Genomic DNA, 17,655 nt, shown 5'->3' with positions numbered 1-17,655 from the left:
GCCGAAAACCGCACTGTTCAATTGACAACTGCGCTGCCGCGGCCGAAGGTGGCGCAAAACGAAAAAACATATTGAGGTAATGGCAGATGAGGCGCTTTTGGCTAGGGCTCGCGGTGGCGTCCGCGCTGTCCGCATGCGGCGGGGGCAACCCGTTCAATACTGATAACGATGACGACACGGACACCGGTTCGGATACCAGCACGGATACCGACACCGGCAGCACTGTGCCTGCCTCGGTTGCAGGTGATGTCATCAGCGTGAATTACGTCTCCAGCGACGACACGATTTTCATCACCGGCATTGCCAATGATGACGTGCCTTATACCCGCAACGCGGCGCTCGACCGCACCGGCAGCGACGGGTCCGTCTATCAGGCCTATACCTATCAGGAGCACTCCCAGGCCCCCCACTCCACCGCGTATTTCCGCGAGATGGAAGGTGGCTACGCGATGGTTGTCGCAACCGGCAACGGCCCCTCGGGTTATTACATGAGCGGCACCCACTTCGGGTCCGACGGCAGTTTCACCGCTCCGACCGATGGCGATGGCGACCCGCTGGGCGCCGTCTCCTATGCCGGCACCTATATCGGCCTGCTGAATGTGGCCGGAAGCGGCGAAGACCTGCTGCCCACCGATGCGGGAACCGACCCCAGCTTGATTCCCTCTCAGGTTGCCGAAGTGACCGGCGACGTGTTCATCCTCGCCGATTTCGGAACCGATGGGGCGATCGACGGCCGGATCTACAACAGAACAGTTGTCGACGACCCGGGAACCTCGGTGGCTGATCTCGAGCTGGTTCCGACCAGCATCGGCAGCGACGGCACGTTCGAAGGCACGGTCGAAGTGGGCACTGAAAGTGTGGGCAGCTACGCAGGCGTCTTCACGGGTGACGGCGCCACTGCTGTTGCCGGAACGGTCTACGCCACCGATCACATCAGCGACTACGGCAGCGATGTCATCGAATACGGCGCGTTCGTCATCGGCCAGTGCGCCACCACCAGCAGCCATTCCGACTGCCCCTCCGACGAATAAGACCCATGCGGCGCATTCTGGCTTCAGTGTTCCTGGCCTCGGGCCTGGCCCTGTCCCCGTGCCATGCACAGGAGGCCGGAATGCGCCTGTCCCTGCATCAGGGGCGGGCGATGGCCATGCACTCGCTGCAAACCGGCAAACCGCAACTGGCGCTTGCCCTCTCTGACGCGCTGCTGAAAGCCAACAGCAAGGATCATGTCGCCTGGTATCTGCGCGCGGCGGCCTATTCCAGGCTCAAGGACCCTGAGGCCGCGCGCAAGTCGGTCGGCCGCGCCTACCGGTTCGCCAAGGAGCCCGGCGAAAAGTACCAGACGGCGCAAATGGCATCGCGGCTGGCTTTTGCCGAAGGCCGCCCGGGCCTGTCCCAGTTCTGGCTGCGCCGCACCGCCATTCACGCACCGGACGCCCAGGCGCAGGCGCTGATCGCCGAAGACTACAAGACACTGCGCCGCATCAATCCCTGGGCGATCAAGCTGCGCACCGAAGTGAAGCCTAGCTCGAACGTGAACAACGGATCGGACTCGGCGATCGAGATCATTGACGGCGTGCCCACGGCAGGCAGTGTCCTGGGGCCCCGGTCGGTTGCGCTTTCGGGGCTGATCGGCATCGCAGATGCCACCGTTTCCCGCCGCCTGCGCCAAAGCAGCCGCAGCCGCACCGCCCTGTCAGGGCGCCTCTACCTGCAGCGCGTGGCCCTGTCGGAAAGCGCCAAGAAGAAGGCACGCGAAATCGTTGACTCGCGCCCCGGCTTCACGATGCCGCGGAATTCCGAGTTTGCCTCATCTTATGGGGAAATCACACTCAGCCATGCATTCGCGGTGGGACCGGAAGCCGGAAAGGGTTCGGCGCAGGCCGCCCTCTCCGCGGCGACCTCCTGGTACGGCGGCGAAAAGAACTACGATCTGCTGCGCCTGTCAGGCGGCCGCAGCTGGAAAGTCTCGCCTGCCGCCTCGATCAGGCTGAACGGCTCGGCTGAACAGCGGTTCAATCCCAGAAGCCTGTTCTACGATGCAAGCACCCTTGGCCTTGGCGCCTCGCTGAGCAGATCCCTGGAGAACGGCGGCAGGTTCGATGTGGCCCTGGGCCTGCGCGGAACTGATTCTGCCCATCCCAACACGACTTACAACACCGCCACGGTCCGTTTCGGCTATACATTCGGCGAAAAAATCGGCCCGGCCAAGCTGAGCGGCGGCCTGATCCTGGGCTACTCCGACTATCAGGATTTCTTCCGCACGGCGGACGGCTTTGCCTTGTCCGACGGCCGCCAGGATCATTCCCTCTACGCAGATGTGGGCATGTTCTTCGAAGACTACGACTACGCGGGTTTTGCCCCGATGCTGCGGTTGCGCGCGGGCAAGCGCAGGTCGAATTACGCCCGGTACGAAGGCTCCGAGTTTTCTGTTTCCCTGGGCATTGAATCAAAGTTCTGAACCCGTATCTGTTCAGAACGGACCCTGCGCAGCGGCCGCGCCAGGGTTGGCAAACAAGACAGGAGACCGCCATGCCCCTCAAATACCTGCACACCATGGTCCGGGTGAAGGACCTCGAGAAATCGATGGCCTTCTACCAGCTTCTCGGCCTTCAGGAGACCCGCCGCTGGGACAACGAGCAGGGCCGCTTCACCCTGGTGTTCATGGCCCCGCCCGGCCAGGAGGAGGCACCGGTCGAGCTTACCTACAACTGGGACGGCGATGATGGACTGCCCAGCGACAGCCGCCATTTCGGCCATCTCGCCTATGGCGTGGACGACATTTATGCGGTCTGCCAGCACCTGATGGACAACGGCGTCACCATCAACCGGCCGCCGCGCGACGGCCACATGGCCTTTGTGCGCTCGCCGGACAATATTTCCGTCGAACTGCTGCAGAACGGCAGCGCCCTGCCGCCGGCGGAACCCTGGGCCAGCATGGAAAACACCGGCCACTGGTAACACCGCAGCCTGTACACCCTGCCCTGCCGCGGTTTGCTCGGCGGCGGTTTGCGGTGCCGGGCTGCATCCACGCAGAAAACCGGCGCAGCCCCGTGCGGGGCTGTCCGTGCCGGAAGCTGATCTTTTGCTATCAGGAAGACCGGTAAAAGGGCGGCCGCTTCTGCAGCCATCTGCCGTGACCCCGGCCCGGAGCCCAGCGCTTTACCCTTTGAAACGGTCAGAGCATGGTTTCCCCTCATGCCCCGCCTGCGGCCGGCCGGTGTTTCCCCGGCCTGTCCGGCCATCGCCTTCTGGAACGGCTTGCCCCAGCCGGCGCGTCAGTAAATATAGCGGATCTGGTCCGACCAGTAGCGTTCCATCCGCTTCAGCGAGGCGGTGATGTCCTCGATCCCTTCTGAGGTGATCACGTTCTTGCCTTCCAGCCCTTCGGCATGGCGGGAGAACAGCGCAGCCACGATATCGCGGATTTCCCGGCCGCGCGGGGTCAGCCGCACCCGCACCGAACGGCGGTCGATCTCGCACCGCTGATGGTGCATATAGCCCATCTCAACCAGCTTCTTCAGATTGTAGCTGACATTGCTGCCCTGGTAATAGCCGCGGGTCTTCAGTTCTCCGGCCGTCACCTCATTGTCGCCGATGTTGAACAGCAACAGCGCCTGGACCGCATTGATCTCCAGCACGCCGACGCGTTCGAATTCATCCTTGATGACGTCCAGCAGCAGGCGGTGGAGGCGCTCAAGCAGCCCCAGCGCCTCCAGGTAGCCAGTCATAAAACCTTTGCGGTCCGTCTGGCCTATTGGCATTTCCATACTCATTCGCATCTCCGACTCGAATTTGCTCCTGAGACAAGATGCCAACAATTCCCGAAAAATCGGTTAAGCTGGAATTTTATTATTTTTTGTGGGTTTGTGCGATTTCCGCAACCAGGGCGCGGAACCGCTCTTGCGGTTCCGCCTGGCCGGTCACCCACTGGTACAGATCCTGGTCGTTCTCGTGCAGCAGCTGGTCATACAGGTCCAGCTGCGCATCGTTCATCTGCTCCAGGCTGGCAGCTGCATAGGCCGACAGCAGGATATCCATTTCCTTGATACCCCGGCGCATCGAGCGCATCTGCAGCCGCTTCAGGCGGGTGGCACGGTCTTCTTGCATGCGTCTGACTCAGACGGTTTCTGCGGCCGGGGCTTCGTTGACCTGCAGCAGCGCCCGCAGTTTCTTCTCCAGCCGCGCAGCGCGCTCGGCGTTCTGGCGCATTTCGCTGCGCAGCGAACGCAGCTCGTTCAGCACGCTGGTGAAATCGCCGGCTTCCAGCTCCAGCGGCGCCGGCTCAGACATGCCTTCGCCCTCGCCGGTCAGCAGCCAGGACATCGACACGTTCAGAAGGCCTGCCAGCATGGTCAGCTTGTTGGCGCGCGGCTCCGAAAGGTCCCGCTCCCAGGCGCTCAGGGTCGATTTCTTGACGCCGATCCGGCGCGCCAGCTGGCCCTGGGTCATCCCGGCGGCTTCGCGCGCGGCCGCAACGCGGTCGCCGAAGGTTGCCGCATCGGGGCCGTACCAGTCTGTGGTCTGCTCAGTCATCGTTGGTTCTCCTACTCAAAACGCCAATGCAGCTTGATCGCTGTTTGGCCGCACCCTATGACAGTTCCGCACAACATACAAACCGGGGCACAGCCAATGTCTTTCCTGTCCGAGACCTTATCGCGCGTCAAACCGTCACCGACCATAGCGATGACCGCAAAAGCCGCAGAGCTGAAGGCCGCGGGACGCGACGTCATAGGCCTCAGCGCAGGCGAGCCGGACTTCGACACCCCGCAGAACATCAAGGACGCCGCTGTCGCCGCCATTGCCGCGGGCAAGACCAAGTACACCGCCCCCGACGGCATCCCGGAGCTGAAACAGGCAGTCTGCGACAAGATGAAGCGCGACCACGGGCTGGACTACACCCCTGCGCAGGTTTCTGTCGGCACCGGCGGCAAGCAGACGCTCTACAACGCGCTGATGGCCACCCTGAATCCGGGCGACGAGGTGGTGATTCCCGCTCCCTACTGGGTCAGCTATCCGGACATGGTGCTGCTGGCCGGCGGCACGCCGGTGATTGCACAGACCTCGCTGCAGACCAATTTCAAGCTGACTGCCGATCAGCTGGAGGCGGCGATCACCCCCAAGACCAAATGGTTCATCTTCAACTCGCCGTCGAACCCAACCGGCGCGGGCTACAGCAAGGCGGAGCTGAAGGCGCTGACAGACGTGCTGATGCGCCATCCGCATGTCTGGGTGATGACCGACGACATGTACGAGCACCTCGCCTATGACGGGTTTGAATTCTGCACCCCGGCGCAGGTGGAGCCTGCGCTCTATGAGCGCACCCTGACCTGCAACGGTGTCTCCAAGGCCTACGCGATGACCGGCTGGCGCATCGGCTACGCCGCGGGCCCGGAGAAGCTGATTGCCGCCATGCGCAAGGTGCAGTCGCAGTCCACCTCCAACCCCTGTTCGGTCAGCCAATGGGCCGCGGTGGAGGCGCTCAATGGCACCCAGGCCTTCCTCGCGCCCAACAACGAGACCTTCAAGCGCCGCCGCGATCTGGTGGTCTCCATGCTGTCGGAGATCGAGGGCATCTCCTGCCCCGTGCCCGAAGGCGCCTTCTACGTCTACCCGTCCATCGCCGGGCTGATCGGCAAGACCACGCCCGCCGGCAAGCTGATCGAAACGGACGAGGATTTCGCCACTGCCCTCTTGGAGGAAGCAGACGTTGCCGTCGTCTTCGGCGCCGCCTTCGGCCTGTCGCCCAACTTCCGCGTCAGCTACGCAACCTCCGACGCAGCGCTGGAGGAGGCCTGCCGCCGCATCCAGTCCTTCTGCGCATCGCTGACCTAACAGGAGAGCCCCGTATGAGCGCCGATCTGCCGGAATACTACTTCCGCGTCCGTGAGAACGGCGCTTTTGTATTCCGCGTCGACACCGAGAACCGCAACCGGCGGATCGAGATGGACCAGATCGCCGTTGTGAACATCCGCAACGGCGAGATCAAACCGCACGGCCAGCGACAGCTGTCCGGTCAGGACATCACCGAGATCAAGTCCTGGATGGAGGCCCGCGCCGCCACCCTTGCCGCCCGCGACATCGACGACATCCACCGCGCCATCGACCACCTGAACCTCACCGCCCACTGGGTCAACAGCCGCGCAACCGACGCGCAGCTGGAGGACGTGACCGACGCGCTGCTGCTGGCGATGCACGACCTGCGCAGCGTTCTGGTGCGCAAAAAGGCCGACCGGCTGATGAAGGAGCGCGGCGGGGAATAACCGACAGCCCCGTTTCAGCCGCAGTAAAGCGACCGCACGGAATAGCCGCGGAACTGTCTGTCCGGCTGCCGCACGGGCGGGGCGTGCTGCACCGCCGGGCGGCGGCGCAGGTTCGGATTGCCGAGCACAAACTGGCTGCGCAGCCACAGCATGTCCGGCGTCCCTGCCTCGGGCCTGGCCAGGCCCAGCCGCCACCGCAGATGCAGGCTCCACCTTGCGTCCGCCGTGCCGCCCAGCTGCATCCGGCGGCTCGGCGGCACAGCAAACTCAGGACTGTCCAGCCCGGCGATCTGGCAAATGAACTGATCCCTGACAGCGGCCTCCCAGGCGCCTTCCGGCTGATCCCTCGTCAGGGTGATGATATGGCCGGACTTGAGCCCTGGCCCGCGCAGCGCAAACTCCAGCACCTGCGGCAGCTCGAAATGGCGCGTCGCCGCTCCGAACAGCCGGGTTTCTCCCTGCCAGCCCCGGCCGCTGGCAAAATGCAGGCGGTAGCGGCCCGGCGGCACCAGCACCCGGAAGAACACGCCGCCCCGGATATAGGCCGCCAGCGCCTCCTCCCCGCTGTCCTCACCGGTCAGCACCAGATAATGATCCGCGCCTTCCGGCGTTTTCACCTGCAGCGGAAAAACCGCAGGCAGCCCGGTGCGGTTCCACATAAGCCCCGGGCGCGGCGCTTCCGTGCCGCCCGCAGGCTCAGCCGCCAGCCGGACAGAAGCCAGGCACAGAAACAGCAGCACCGCCAACCCCCGGCTCACTGACCTGGCGACCCATTGACCCAATGCAGTATCCTCCATTTGCCGATAGCAGTCTGGAACCCGGAAACCTTATCACAACCCCGCGGCGGCCCGAACACCGGCATTGCACACGCAGGGCAGCGGCCTGCGTTTCCCAGGCACGATGTTGGGGGCCTGCCCCGGAAACGGCGGCATGCTAGGAAGGCGTGGCACGAATGCTACGGACCCGAACCAGCCAGTGCGGCCGGCCTTGGAAAGCGCTGGCATCCAGCGAAAACAGTCGTAAAAATACAATTTAAAGAAGATTAAGAAGGGCCGGGCACATTTCAACCGGCGCAGAAAATGCTTGAAGCACAAAGACTTTGGCCCTACCGGCCGCGGCTGTTCGCCACGGCGTTCAGATATCAGTACGTGATATCCCCCACCCATGAGGAGATCCACTCCTTCTCCCATCACACCTGCGGCCAATGGAACATTTATGCCGGCAGGGGCCTCCCTGCCAGTTCGCTGCAGGATGCACAGGGCCGGCCGGTCGGCGTGCTGCTCGGCATCGCGGTCGGGCCTGCGGGCCTGTTGACCGGGCCGCAGCAGCGCCTGCCATTGGACAGCTCTGCCGCGGAATTCTGGGACCGCCTGGAAGCCTTAATCGTAGAAACCGCCGGCCGCTTCGCATTCATTGTGGAGTGCGGCGGGCAAACGCGGCTTTACACCGACCCGGTCGGCATGATCGGGGCCGTCTATGACCCCGTGTCGCGGCGAATTGCGGCCTCCCCCCTCATGGCGCTGGACCGGCCGCTGATCCCGAACCCCAAGTTCAGCCTGGATGTCATACAGAACCACGGCGGCAAGATTTCCCTGTTCAACACCGCCGACAAGGACGTGCGCCGCCTCAACCCGAACCATTACCTGGACCTGCGCACGTTCCGCGAGCACCGTTTTTGGCCCCGCGGCGGCGACAGCTTCGCGGCGCCGCAGGATCCGCTTGAAGTCTATGACCGGATCTATGCCCAGGCCAGCGCCAGCATCGGCGCCATTGCCGCAGCCTATCCGACGGCCCTGCCGGTCACCGGCGGCCAGGACAGCAGGCTGCTTCTCACCTTTGCCAAGCCCTACACGGACCGCATCAGGCACTATTATTCCCACATCAACAACTATGCCACCCGCCGCGATGCCGCCATCGGCAGCCTGCTCTGCCAGCGCCTCGGCCTGCAGCACGAAGCCTTCGACAAACGCCATCATTCGCTGGCCGAAAACGAAATCCGGAAGCGGCATAACATTTACCACCTGACCACGGGCACCCCGGCACAGCCCCCGCAGGAGCACCTGAACGGCACCGCAGACGCGCTGCCCGAGGGCACGGTCATTTTACGCGGGCATCTGACCGACCTGCTGCGCGCCGTGTTTGTCACGCGGCCTCAGGCATTGTGGGATACGGCGTACTGGCAGATCAAGAAGCTGCTCATCGTTCCCAAGAGCATGTTCGGCCCCCAAACTGCAGCCCGGTTCCACGATGACTTCACTGCCTGGCAGCAGACACTGAACGCGCCCGCCCGCAGCAAGGCGGTCGATTTCATGTTCATGGAAATCTACTACAGCGCCACCGTTGGCGCGGTTTTCCCCGCTCTCTGGCAGCATTTTTACGTGTCCCCTTTCAACAGCCGCAAATTGATTGCCCTGTCTCTGAGCTTTGCGGAAAAGCACCGTGTGACCTCCGAACCCGTCTTCGACATCATAGAGCGGTTTGCGCCGCAGCTGTCGGATGTCCCGTTTGATTTCGAAACACCCCCGAGTCTGGATTCGCTTTACGGCAGCAACGGGGGCTTCAGCACGCTGACCTGCAACCGCCGCCAGGCTGCCATGGCCCGCCTGGCACAACCGCTGCCGGCCATCCCAGGCAGCGAGCTGGCGGCTGAAGACCTGCCAGCCGCAACCGCGGCGCTGGCCGCGAAATAGGGGCAGGAAAGATCGCTTTGCCCTGCACGTTGTTTCGCTGCCCGCGCGCACAACAGAAGCACTGCCAAGCAACAGGGCCAAACCGGCACCGGCGGCAAACTCGTCCCCGCCAATGACGTGACCGGAACCGCGGTCAATGACGAGGCCGGCGTGCTGGCCGAGGCGGGCTGACCGCAGCCCCGCGCCGCTGCGGAACGCAAAAGGCCCCGCAATGCTGCGGGGCCTTCCCGGACACGCTGCCGTCACGCCGCGGGGTTGGAAGGGAGTAGTGCCGCCCCGAAGGACAGGGGGCGCCGACATGACGGCAGAACGGCGCCTTGGCGCCGGATCAGCCCGCCTCGGCCAGCACGCCGGCCTCGATTGCCGCACTCACCTCAGCCGCGTCGGCCTCGCCGTCCGCATTGGCATCCACGGTGGCAAAGGTTTCCGCTGTGAGATCCGGAAACGCCAGTTGAAGCTCTTCCAGCGAGAAAGTCCCGTTGCCGTCTGCATCCAGTTCTGCCGCGACGTCCTTTGCAGCCAGCGGGGAAGCCATCAGGGCAGCAACAGCGGTCGCGGTCATGGCAAACTTTTTCATTTGAGACACTCCAGTTTCTTGGTTTCTATCCGGCCCGCAGGGTGTCCCGCGAACCGTGGCAAACAGCTAGGGTGTGGCCCGGCCCTGCACCATACCGGACCCGCACTTCGCCGGTGCCCCGGCGCAATGACGCCGGATTTTCCCTTTCATCTAAGCAAGTTGCCGCCACGCGAGGCAGACCGGCCTTTGTCCGCGCAAGCCCGCCCCCCTGCCGCGCAGCTTTCCGCCCGGCCGCCGGAAGATGCGCCCGCACCGGGAACCTTTCCGCGAACCGCGGTTCGCGAAGTTCGCTATGCAACCGCGGTTAAGGCCCCGCTCCGGCAGACGTGCTAGACTCATTCCTCTGCGGCACTGCGCCCGACAACCGCCGGAGCATCACAGCCATGAAACCGAAGATCGAGAAACTGAACGCACTGGGGGCCCGCTATGCGGAGGCCATGGTGATGTGCGGCCTGGCCGATGACCTGCAGAACCCGGATCTGCTGGACGCCCGCCCCTTCCGCTTTGCCGAAGGCGAGTATCTCTGCTCCCGCGGCGACCCGGCCACCTGCCTCTGGATCCTGGTGGAGGGCTCCGTTGCGATCAAGGAAGACGGCCACACGCTGTTTGTCCGCCGCCGCAACGAGGTGATCGGGGAACAGCATCTTGCCGGCAACGGCTACCAGCGGATCTATGACCTGGTGGCGAATGAGACCAGCGTCGAGGTGCTGGTTGTCGACAAGGAGAAGATCGAACAGCATCCCGAGGCCGGAAAGATCTGGCGCAACATCGCCAAGATCATCTCGATCAAGCTGCGCGGCGCCAGCCGCCGCACCGCCTCGCTCAGCCAGCAGCTGGCGGATGACACCCGCATCCTGCATGCCTACACCAATGAATACGCGCTCAGCCGCCGGATGCAGGGCGGTGCCGGGCATCAGACCGGCTACGCGGTGGACCGGGCGGTGATCTGGTTCTCGGATGTGGTCAACTTCAGCGGCTACACCACCCGGACACCGCCGGAGCGGATCGCCGACATCGTGCAGCGGTTCTTCAATGCCCAGACCCAGCCGATCCAGCAGCACGGCGGCCATATCGACAAGTTCATCGGCGACGGGCTGATGGCCTTCTGGGTGCTTGGCCCCGCCGCCGAAACGGCCCGCGGCACCTGCGCCGCCGCGGTGCGCGCCGCCGAAGAAGCCGTGGCCGCCGTGTCCGGCATCACCATCGGCGATCAGGCGCTCGGCCTGCGCGTCGGCCTGCACGCAGGCTATGTCCTCAGCGGCGATTTCGGTTCCGCCACCCGCCATCAGTTCACCCTGATCGGCCCCGAGGTGAACAAGGCCGCCCGGCTGGAACAGGCGCACCAGGATGATGTGACAGCGGGCAGCGGCAGGATCGGACCGATCCGCATCAGCCCGGAATTGCGCGATGCGCTTGGAGAGATCGACCAGAAGCGCTTTGCCAGCAAATTCGCGGTCCGCGCCAAGAACATCGGCACGCTGGAATTCTTCACCAGCTGACAGGCGGGTTCGCTGTTACTCGGCGATATCCTCGGACCACAGCTCCGGCTTTTCGCGGATGAACCGCTCCATCAGCGCGATGCAGTCCGGGTCTTCGGCGATCACCACCTCGACGCCCTTGGAGCGCAGGAACGCCTCGTTGCCGCCAAAGTTCTGCGTGTCGCCGATCACCACCCGCGGAATTCCGAACTGCACGATGGTGCCGCTGCACATCATGCAGGGCGACAGCGAGGTATAGAGCACCGTGTCCCGGTAGGTCTTCTGCCGCCCGGCCTTGCGCAGCGCATCCATTTCGCCATGGGCAATCGGATCGCCCTTCTGCACCCGCTGATTGCGCCCCTGCGCCACCACCTGGCCGCCGCGCGCCAGCACCGAGCCGATCGGGCAGCCGCCCTCGTCAAATCCTGCCTTGGCTTCCTCATAGGCAATGCGCAGCAGGCGCTTGTCGTCGTCGGTCATCATTCTGAAACTGCCTCTTTGTGAATGAATACATTGCACTGGAGGAACCCTGCCCGCAGGGTTCAGGGCGGTCAAGCCCGCGCCGCCGACCGCCCCCGGAGGCTGGAGCGGAACGCTCCCGCGTGGCAAACTCACTGAGGCCGGGCGCCGCCTGCGCCCAAGCCTTGGGAGGCCCTCCATGTATGTCGCCGGATTTGTGATCCCTGTCCCTGAAAAGAACTTCGAAGCCTACAAGGCCTGGGCCAAGGCCAGTGCCGCGCTGTTCCGTGAATACGGCTGCCTGGAAATCGTCGACGCCTGGGAGGACAACGTGCCCGGCGGGCAGCAGACCGACTTCCGCCGCGCGGTTGCCGCCAAACCCGGCGAGAAGATCGTGTTCAGCTGGCAGGTCTGGCCCGGCAAGGCGGAAATGGAGGCCGCCGAAGCGCAGATCGCCAAGGATCCCCGCTTTGACATCCCGGCTGACCTTCCCTTTGACCACAAGCGCCTGATTTTGGGCGCCTTCACCCCGATTCAAATGACGGGACGGCAGACAGGGACGGGCTGACATGCGCCCGCATGTCTCAGGCCGCCGCGCCCACCGCCTTGATCGAACGGCGCCAGAACCGCAGCATCAGGAACAGACCGGCACAGGTCAGCCCCGCCACCAGCCCGGCCCAGACGCCAACGCCGCCCCAGTCCAGCACAAAGCCAAAGAGGTATGAGGCGGGAATGCCCACCACCCAGTAGCTGAGGACGGCAATCACCATCGGCATGCCGGTGTCCTGCACCCCGCGCAACAGCCCCAGCGCGATCGCCTGCATTCCGTCCATCATCTGAAACAGCGCCGCTGCCGCCAGCAGAACGCCGCCGATCAGCAGGATCTGCTCCTTCTGCGGATCGGCACTGTCCAGAAACAGCGACATCAGCGGATCCGGGATGGTCAGGAACAGGGTGATCCCCACCGCCGACACCGCCAGCGACATCGCGGTCACCACCTTGCCGCCGCGCGCCATGTGGTCCCGGTCGCCGCGGCCAAAGGCATTGCCCGCCCGGATAGTGGCCGCGTTGGACAGCCCCAGGTGCACCATGAAGGTCAGCCCCGCCAGCGAAATCGCAATGCCATGCGCCGCCAGCGGCACCGTGCCCAGCCAGCCCATCATCATCGCCGAAGCCGCAAACAGGCTGCTCTCGGCCAGGGTCGTCAGGCCGATCGGGGTGCCCATGCGGAACACCCGGCCCAGCATCTCCCAGTCCGGCCGCTGGAAGTTCTTCAGCAGCTCATGCTCCGGCAGCACCTTCAGCGCATAGGCCAGCACCAGCGCAAAGGACACGCCATTGGTCACCAGCGAGGCAATCGCCGCCCCGGTGATCCCCAGCTCCGGCGCGCCCCAGTTGCCGAAGATCAGCGCATAGTTCACCAGCGCATTGACCACCGCGGCAAAGACCGACAGCCACAGCACGATCTGGGTGCGCTCCAGCGCCGCCAGATAGGATTTCGCCACCATGTACAGAAGCGCCGGAAACAGCGACCAGCCGGCAATGCGCAGGTATTCCGCCGCGTCATGCGCCACCTTCGCCTCCTGCCCCAGCGCCAGCAGGATCGGCTCCGACCACCAGAGCAGCGGCATCGCCGCCACGCCATACCCCAGCGACAGCCACAGCCCCATGCGGGTGGAGCGGCGGATCTGCCGCTCCTCTCCCGCGCCGGCCGCAGCCGCCACCATCGGCATCACCGCAAAGGCAAAGCCGGAGCCCAGCAGGAAGATCGAGAAGAAATAGGACGAGCCCAGCGTCACCGCCGCCAGTTCCGCCACGCCGTACCAGCCCAGCATGACGGTATCGGTCAGGCCGATGGCAAACTGCGCCACATGGCCGCCGATCAGCGGCAGGCCAAGAACGGCAATCGCCCGGGCGTGGCCGCGCAGGGGCATCTCGGAATGTCTGTTCGCTGATGTGCTCATCCTGCCAGCCTTAGGCACGTGCGCACGCCCCGGCAAGGGAAGAGTTTCCTTGCCTGCGCACAGGCCCATGGTGGTATTCTGCACAGGCAACCCCTTGCAGGAGCCCATTGAATGACCGATGCCTTTGCCCAGCTGATCCCCGACGCCCGCTCCTTTCTTGCGGCGCTTGCGCAGAACAACAGCCGGGACTGGTTCACCGCACACAAGGACCGGTATGAGGCACAGCTGAAATCCCCTGCGCTCCTGTTGATGGACGAGGTGGCGCAGGCGATCACCCGCCGCAGCGGCGCGCAGGTCACAGCTAAGCTATTCCGCCCGCAGCGCGACGTGCGGTTTTCCAAGGACAAGACGCCCTACAATACTCATCTGCACATGATGTGGACCCTGAACAGCGCAGGCTGCGCGCTGTTCTTCGGCATCGCGCCGGATTACTGCACCGCAGGCGGCGGCATCATGGGCTTCAGCAAAGCCCAGCTGCCGCGCTGGCGGCAGGCCGCCGATGGCGCCTTCGGCGATGAAACCGCGGCGCTGGTCGACATCCTCGCGCTCAAGGGGTTTGCCATCAAAGACCCAGAGCTGAAACGCGTCCCTGCCCCTTATGGCAAGGCCCACCCTCACGGGGCGCTGCTGCAGCGCAAGTCGCTGACCTTCTGGCACGAGATGACCGCGCGCGAACAGGCCGCGCCGATGGGCGCGCTGATGTCGGCCTATCTGACGCTGGAGCCGATGTTTGCCCTTCTGGACAGCGCCCTGGCAGAATGAGGCCTACAGCGCCCGCAGCATGATCTGGCTGGCCAGCACCGCCACCACGGCACCTGCAAGGATCTCCAGCACCGCCGCCGCCCGCAGCGCACCCGCCCCCTGCATCTGCGCCAGCGCCCCCTTGCGCATCGTCACCGCCGCAGCAGCCACTGCAACCGTTACCGTGGCGGTGCCTGCGCCCATGGCAAAGGCGCCGGCAATCCCGGCCCACAGCACCCCCATCCGCCAGGTCAAGAGCAGCAGGAACACCGCCCCGGTACAGGGACGCAGCGCCACCGCGCCGATGATCGCCAGCGCATCGCGCAGCGAATGCACATTGGCGGCTTCCTCCGCCGTCGGCCCGTGCCGGTGGCCGCAGGAGGCGCAGACCTCCCCATGTGCATGATCGTGGTGATAGCGGGCCCCCTGCGCGGCAGTCTGGCTGCCCATCAGCCGCCGCACGCCCCGCGCCAGCAGCCACAGGCCCACCAGCGCAATCAGCCCGTAAGACAGCGGCGCCAGCACATCCTCCGCCGCGCTGGTCAGCTGCTCGCGGCCCCAGTCCAGCAGCATCAGCCCGCCCGCCACCAGCAAAACCGCAGTGGCCGCCTGCGCCAGCGAGGACGCCAGCGCCAGCCCGGCCAGCCGCACCAGCGGCACCGGCTTGCCCATGCCATAGCCGCCGATGACTAGCTTGCCATGCCCCGGCCCGGCGGCGTGGAAAAACCCGTAGGCAAAGCACAAGGACAAAAGCCCCATCAGCGCCCCCGGCTCGCCCGCTCGCAAGGCCCGCAAGCCCCGCGCCATCGCATTCTGCGCCTCGCGCTGGCCTTCCGCCGCCCAGGCAGACACCGTTCCGGCGCCGCCAAAACCCCAAAGCCATAGTGCCAGAGCCGCCACGCCCAGTGCTGCTATGGCCAGGAAAAACCGCACCTTACGCGCCGCAATTCAACCGGACGGTATCGGCAAAGGCTTCCCCCACTTCCGGGTAGGCTTCCTCTGCCTGGTCCGCCGGCATCGCATAAAGCAGCTCCTCCACCTTGGTGTAGGCCGCATCCAGGTTGGGCGGTGTCACGCTGCCCTGGCAGCCGCCGGTAACGTCCAGCCCGCCGCTCAGCGTATAGGCGGTGTAATAGGTCGGATCATAGGCTTTGATCACCACCCCGTCCGCCGCCTGCGGCTGGGTCAGAACCCGCCGGTGCCGCGTGGTGATCCGCCCGTCCGCCACCTCGGTGGACAGATGCTCCGGCGCGCCCAGCGCCAGCGCCTCGCCCCCGCGGGTCAGATAGGTGTCGCCCTGAAACCCCTCGCTCCAGGCCAGATCAAAACCCTGCAGTTTCGCCAGCTCCTCCGCCGTCAGGGTGCCGTCGAAATCGCTGTCCAGCCCTTTATCCTCGAAGATCAGCAGCGAATAGAACTCGTCGTAGGCCCAGATGATCTCCACCGCCTGCAGCTGCCCGTCTTCCGAGACAAGGACCTTCATGCCGGTATCGACAAAGATGTGCGGATGCGATCCGGCGCCATGCGGCACCAGCAGCGCAAGCACGAGCAAGGGAACAAAACGTTTCATGCCCAAAGATCTAAGCCCTGCCGCACGGCCCCGCAAGCGCAAGACCGCACCGCAGGCAAGGATCAGCGCGCCCTGTTCTCAGGATGCAGGGCCTTGCCCAGGATGTGATCGGACTGATGGATCACATGATGCGCCTGGCCGACGATCAGCGGGTCCGGCTCCTGCGCGATCTCCGGATCCTTTCCCGGATAGTCCAGCGAGGCCAGGAAGTGCCGCATGCAGTTGATCCGCGCCCGCTTCTTGCAGTTCGACTTGATCACAGTCCAGGGCGCATCGGCGGTGTCGGTGTAAAAGAACATCGCCTCCTTGGCCTCGGTGTAGTCGTCCCATTTGCCCAAGGACGCCTTGTCGATCGGCGACAGCTTCCACTGCTTCAGCGGATCGGTCTCGCGCGAGACGAACCGCCGCTTCTGTTCCTCCTGGGTGACCGAGAACCAGTATTTGTAAAGCCGGATGCCGGAGCGCACCAGCATCCGCTCGAACTCCGGCGCCTGGCGCATGAATTCCAGGTACTCATTGGGCTCGCAGAAACTCATCACCCGCTCCACGCCCGCCCGGTTGTACCAGGACCGGTCATAGAAAACGATCTCGCCGCTGGTCGGCAGGTGCTGCACGTAACGCTGGAAATACCACTGCCCGCGCTCCTCGTCCGAGGGCTTGTTCAGCGCCACCACCCGGGCGGAGCGCGGATTCAGGTGCTCGGTGAACCGCTTGATGGTGCCGCCCTTCCCGGCCGCATCGCGGCCCTCGAACAGCATCACGAACTTCTCGCCGGTCTCCTGTGCCCACAGCTGCACCTTCAGAAGCTCCGCCTGCAGCCGCGCCTTCTCCGCCTCATACGCCCTGCGCGCCAGCTTCTTCGGATATGGGTACCTGCCGCTCTCAAACGCGCGGCGGATATCCTCGGCACTGGGCGCGCGTGCCTCGGCGGCGGCTTTTACCGGCATGTCTCCCGAGGCGTTGTTCACAATCTTTTCTGCTGCGGCGTCCATCAAAAACTCCCTCCTTCAATCTGCGCCGCAACCTTACATTCCCCGCCGCCGCCCCGCGCTGACCTGCATCAAAAGATATGCCCCCTGCACAACAAAAAGCGGCCCCGACAGGCCGCTTGATCCCTTTCATCTGGCTGAAAATATCCTGGGGTGAGGGCCCGCCGGGGCCGAGGGGCAAAGCCCCTACTTATGCCCCCAATCGCCCGGATCATCCGAGTTGTTCGGACTCAATCCCAGCACATCGCCCTTGGTGGAGCACCCCAGCCCCAGCACCGTCCGGTTGGCATAGGCAAAATAGGCCGTGACTTGGTTGATCTCCAGGATCCCGCCGTCGTCAAACCCGGCCTCCCGCAGCGCCGCGATATCCGCCTCGGTGACACTGGAAGGCTCCTCTGTCAGCATCCGCGCATAGCCCATCGCCAGCACCTGCGCGGGCTCCAGGGGCGCGGCTTCCGGTTCGCGCGCCTCGATCGCCGCCCGGATCGCCAGCCCGCGCTGCTCATCCCCCAGCAGCCGCTGCAGGCCCGCAAAGTGGTGCTCGACGCAATAGGCGCAGTCGTTCAGCGAAGAGACCCAGACCCCGAGCACTTCCAGGAACCATTTCGGGATCTTGTTGCCGGTGTGATGCAGCACGTTCTTGTACAGCGCCATATGGCCTTCCATCGAATGCGGCCGCAGGGAATGCGCCATCATGATATTGTCGACGTTGTTGCCTGGCCCGGTCACCCGCTCATAGAGCTTCTTCAGCTTGCCGGTTGCCTCTTCAAACGGAACGGTCCTGATCCAGGCCATGTCTCTCTCCCTGACTGTCTGGCCCGGGGAGTAGCGAGTTCAGATCATACGGAAAGACGGAACCGAACGTCACAGATGTTCTGCCGGGCGGCACCGCCGCCCCGCGCCTGCTTGCCCCCGGCAGGCGCG

Annotated in this window: 20 protein-coding genes; 9 read left to right on the top strand and 11 right to left on the bottom strand. The window is 64.7% G+C overall.

Going from position 1 to position 17,655, the window contains the following annotated elements; translation table 11 throughout:
• Positions 1-224: 224 nt before the first annotated feature.
• From KUW17_RS09970 to KUW17_RS09960, 3 genes are all read left to right on the top strand, one after another.
• The gene (locus KUW17_RS09970) at positions 225-1,031 is read left to right on the top strand and encodes a thymidylate synthase (protein ID WP_315899392.1); all 807 of its coding nucleotides are present in this window, start codon (positions 225-227) and stop codon (positions 1,029-1,031) included.
• An 80-nt stretch (positions 1,032-1,111) separates the two neighbouring features.
• The gene (locus KUW17_RS09965) at positions 1,112-2,461 is read left to right on the top strand and encodes a hypothetical protein (protein WP_261397127.1); all 1,350 of its coding nucleotides are present in this window, start codon (positions 1,112-1,114) and stop codon (positions 2,459-2,461) included.
• Between the two features lie 71 nt (positions 2,462-2,532).
• Positions 2,533-2,961 (top strand): VOC family protein, encoded by a 429-nt coding sequence (locus tag KUW17_RS09960; protein WP_222478538.1) that lies wholly within the window; start codon positions 2,533-2,535, stop codon positions 2,959-2,961.
• Positions 2,962-3,278: 317 nt separating this feature from the next.
• Here the strand turns inward: KUW17_RS09960 and KUW17_RS09955 are convergent, their stop codons facing one another.
• From KUW17_RS09955 to KUW17_RS09945, 3 genes are all read right to left on the bottom strand, one after another.
• Positions 3,279-3,776, bottom strand: coding sequence for a MarR family winged helix-turn-helix transcriptional regulator (locus KUW17_RS09955; protein ID WP_222478536.1), 498 nt, complete (start codon positions 3,774-3,776; stop codon positions 3,279-3,281).
• Positions 3,777-3,852: 76 nt separating this feature from the next.
• Positions 3,853-4,110 carry a succinate dehydrogenase assembly factor 2 gene (locus KUW17_RS09950; protein ID WP_222478534.1) on the bottom strand — a complete coding sequence of 86 codons (258 nt, stop codon included), beginning with the start codon at positions 4,108-4,110 and terminating at the stop codon, positions 3,853-3,855.
• A gap of 9 nt (positions 4,111-4,119) precedes the next feature.
• Positions 4,120-4,536 (bottom strand): helix-turn-helix domain-containing protein, encoded by a 417-nt coding sequence (locus KUW17_RS09945; protein ID WP_222478532.1) that lies wholly within the window; start codon positions 4,534-4,536, stop codon positions 4,120-4,122.
• Between the two features lie 96 nt (positions 4,537-4,632).
• On the opposite strand from KUW17_RS09945, the gene KUW17_RS09940 reads away from it, so the two are divergent.
• Positions 4,633-5,835, top strand: a complete 1,203-nt coding sequence (locus tag KUW17_RS09940; RefSeq protein ID WP_222478530.1) for a pyridoxal phosphate-dependent aminotransferase — start codon at positions 4,633-4,635, stop codon at positions 5,833-5,835.
• Between the two features lie 14 nt (positions 5,836-5,849).
• Positions 5,850-6,263 carry a hypothetical protein gene (locus KUW17_RS09935; protein ID WP_222478528.1) on the top strand — a complete coding sequence of 138 codons (414 nt, stop codon included), beginning with the start codon at positions 5,850-5,852 and terminating at the stop codon, positions 6,261-6,263.
• Positions 6,264-6,277: 14 nt separating this feature from the next.
• On the opposite strand, the gene KUW17_RS09930 is transcribed toward KUW17_RS09935, so the two are convergent.
• Entirely contained in the window at positions 6,278-7,060 is a 783-nt protein-coding gene (locus KUW17_RS09930) for a hypothetical protein (RefSeq protein WP_222478525.1), read from the bottom strand.
• 351 nt (positions 7,061-7,411) lie between these two features.
• Between KUW17_RS09930 and KUW17_RS09925 the strand changes: the two genes are divergently transcribed.
• Complete coding sequence (locus KUW17_RS09925; RefSeq protein ID WP_222478523.1) at positions 7,412-8,953, top strand: hypothetical protein; 1,542 nt, start codon at positions 7,412-7,414, stop codon at positions 8,951-8,953.
• 328 nt (positions 8,954-9,281) lie between these two features.
• On the opposite strand, the gene KUW17_RS09920 is transcribed toward KUW17_RS09925, so the two are convergent.
• Positions 9,282-9,530 carry an EF-hand domain-containing protein gene (locus tag KUW17_RS09920; protein WP_222478521.1) on the bottom strand — a complete coding sequence of 83 codons (249 nt, stop codon included), beginning with the start codon at positions 9,528-9,530 and terminating at the stop codon, positions 9,282-9,284.
• 383 nt (positions 9,531-9,913) lie between these two features.
• On the opposite strand from KUW17_RS09920, the gene KUW17_RS09915 reads away from it, so the two are divergent.
• Positions 9,914-11,029 carry a cyclic nucleotide-binding domain-containing protein gene (locus KUW17_RS09915; protein WP_222478519.1) on the top strand — a complete coding sequence of 372 codons (1,116 nt, stop codon included), beginning with the start codon at positions 9,914-9,916 and terminating at the stop codon, positions 11,027-11,029.
• Between the two features lie 15 nt (positions 11,030-11,044).
• On the opposite strand, the gene KUW17_RS09910 is transcribed toward KUW17_RS09915, so the two are convergent.
• On the bottom strand, positions 11,045-11,491 hold the full coding sequence (locus tag KUW17_RS09910) for a nucleoside deaminase (RefSeq protein WP_222478517.1): 447 nt from the start codon (positions 11,489-11,491) through the stop codon (positions 11,045-11,047).
• A gap of 175 nt (positions 11,492-11,666) precedes the next feature.
• On the opposite strand from KUW17_RS09910, the gene KUW17_RS09905 reads away from it, so the two are divergent.
• Positions 11,667-12,035: a DUF1428 domain-containing protein gene (locus tag KUW17_RS09905; protein WP_222478515.1), complete on the top strand. Its 369-nt coding sequence runs from the start codon at positions 11,667-11,669 to the stop codon at positions 12,033-12,035.
• Between the two features lie 16 nt (positions 12,036-12,051).
• On the opposite strand, the gene KUW17_RS09900 is transcribed toward KUW17_RS09905, so the two are convergent.
• A complete protein-coding gene (locus tag KUW17_RS09900) occupies positions 12,052-13,431 on the bottom strand; it encodes an MATE family efflux transporter (RefSeq protein WP_261397126.1) in 1,380 nt (459 codons plus the stop codon).
• Between the two features lie 111 nt (positions 13,432-13,542).
• Between KUW17_RS09900 and KUW17_RS09895 the strand changes: the two genes are divergently transcribed.
• Complete coding sequence (locus KUW17_RS09895; RefSeq protein ID WP_222478513.1) at positions 13,543-14,193, top strand: TIGR02453 family protein; 651 nt, start codon at positions 13,543-13,545, stop codon at positions 14,191-14,193.
• A gap of 3 nt (positions 14,194-14,196) precedes the next feature.
• On the opposite strand, the gene KUW17_RS09890 is transcribed toward KUW17_RS09895, so the two are convergent.
• The 4 genes from KUW17_RS09890 to KUW17_RS09875 form a co-directional block, all read right to left on the bottom strand.
• Complete coding sequence (locus KUW17_RS09890; RefSeq protein ID WP_222478511.1) at positions 14,197-15,105, bottom strand: nickel/cobalt transporter; 909 nt, start codon at positions 15,103-15,105, stop codon at positions 14,197-14,199.
• A gap of 1 nt (position 15,106) precedes the next feature.
• Entirely contained in the window at positions 15,107-15,742 is a 636-nt protein-coding gene (locus KUW17_RS09885; RefSeq protein ID WP_222478509.1) for a DUF1007 family protein, read from the bottom strand.
• A gap of 62 nt (positions 15,743-15,804) precedes the next feature.
• Positions 15,805-16,734, bottom strand: a complete 930-nt coding sequence (ppk2, locus tag KUW17_RS09880; protein WP_222478507.1) for a polyphosphate kinase 2 — start codon at positions 16,732-16,734, stop codon at positions 15,805-15,807.
• A 183-nt stretch (positions 16,735-16,917) separates the two neighbouring features.
• Positions 16,918-17,526: a carboxymuconolactone decarboxylase family protein gene (locus KUW17_RS09875; protein ID WP_222478505.1), complete on the bottom strand. Its 609-nt coding sequence runs from the start codon at positions 17,524-17,526 to the stop codon at positions 16,918-16,920.
• Positions 17,527-17,655: the final 129 nt, after the last annotated feature.

The organism is Leisingera aquaemixtae, from assembly GCF_019801145.1.
GTDB classification, from domain to species: domain Bacteria; phylum Pseudomonadota; class Alphaproteobacteria; order Rhodobacterales; family Rhodobacteraceae; genus Leisingera; species Leisingera aquaemixtae_A.
This window is presented reverse-complemented; position numbering and strand designations above follow the sequence as displayed.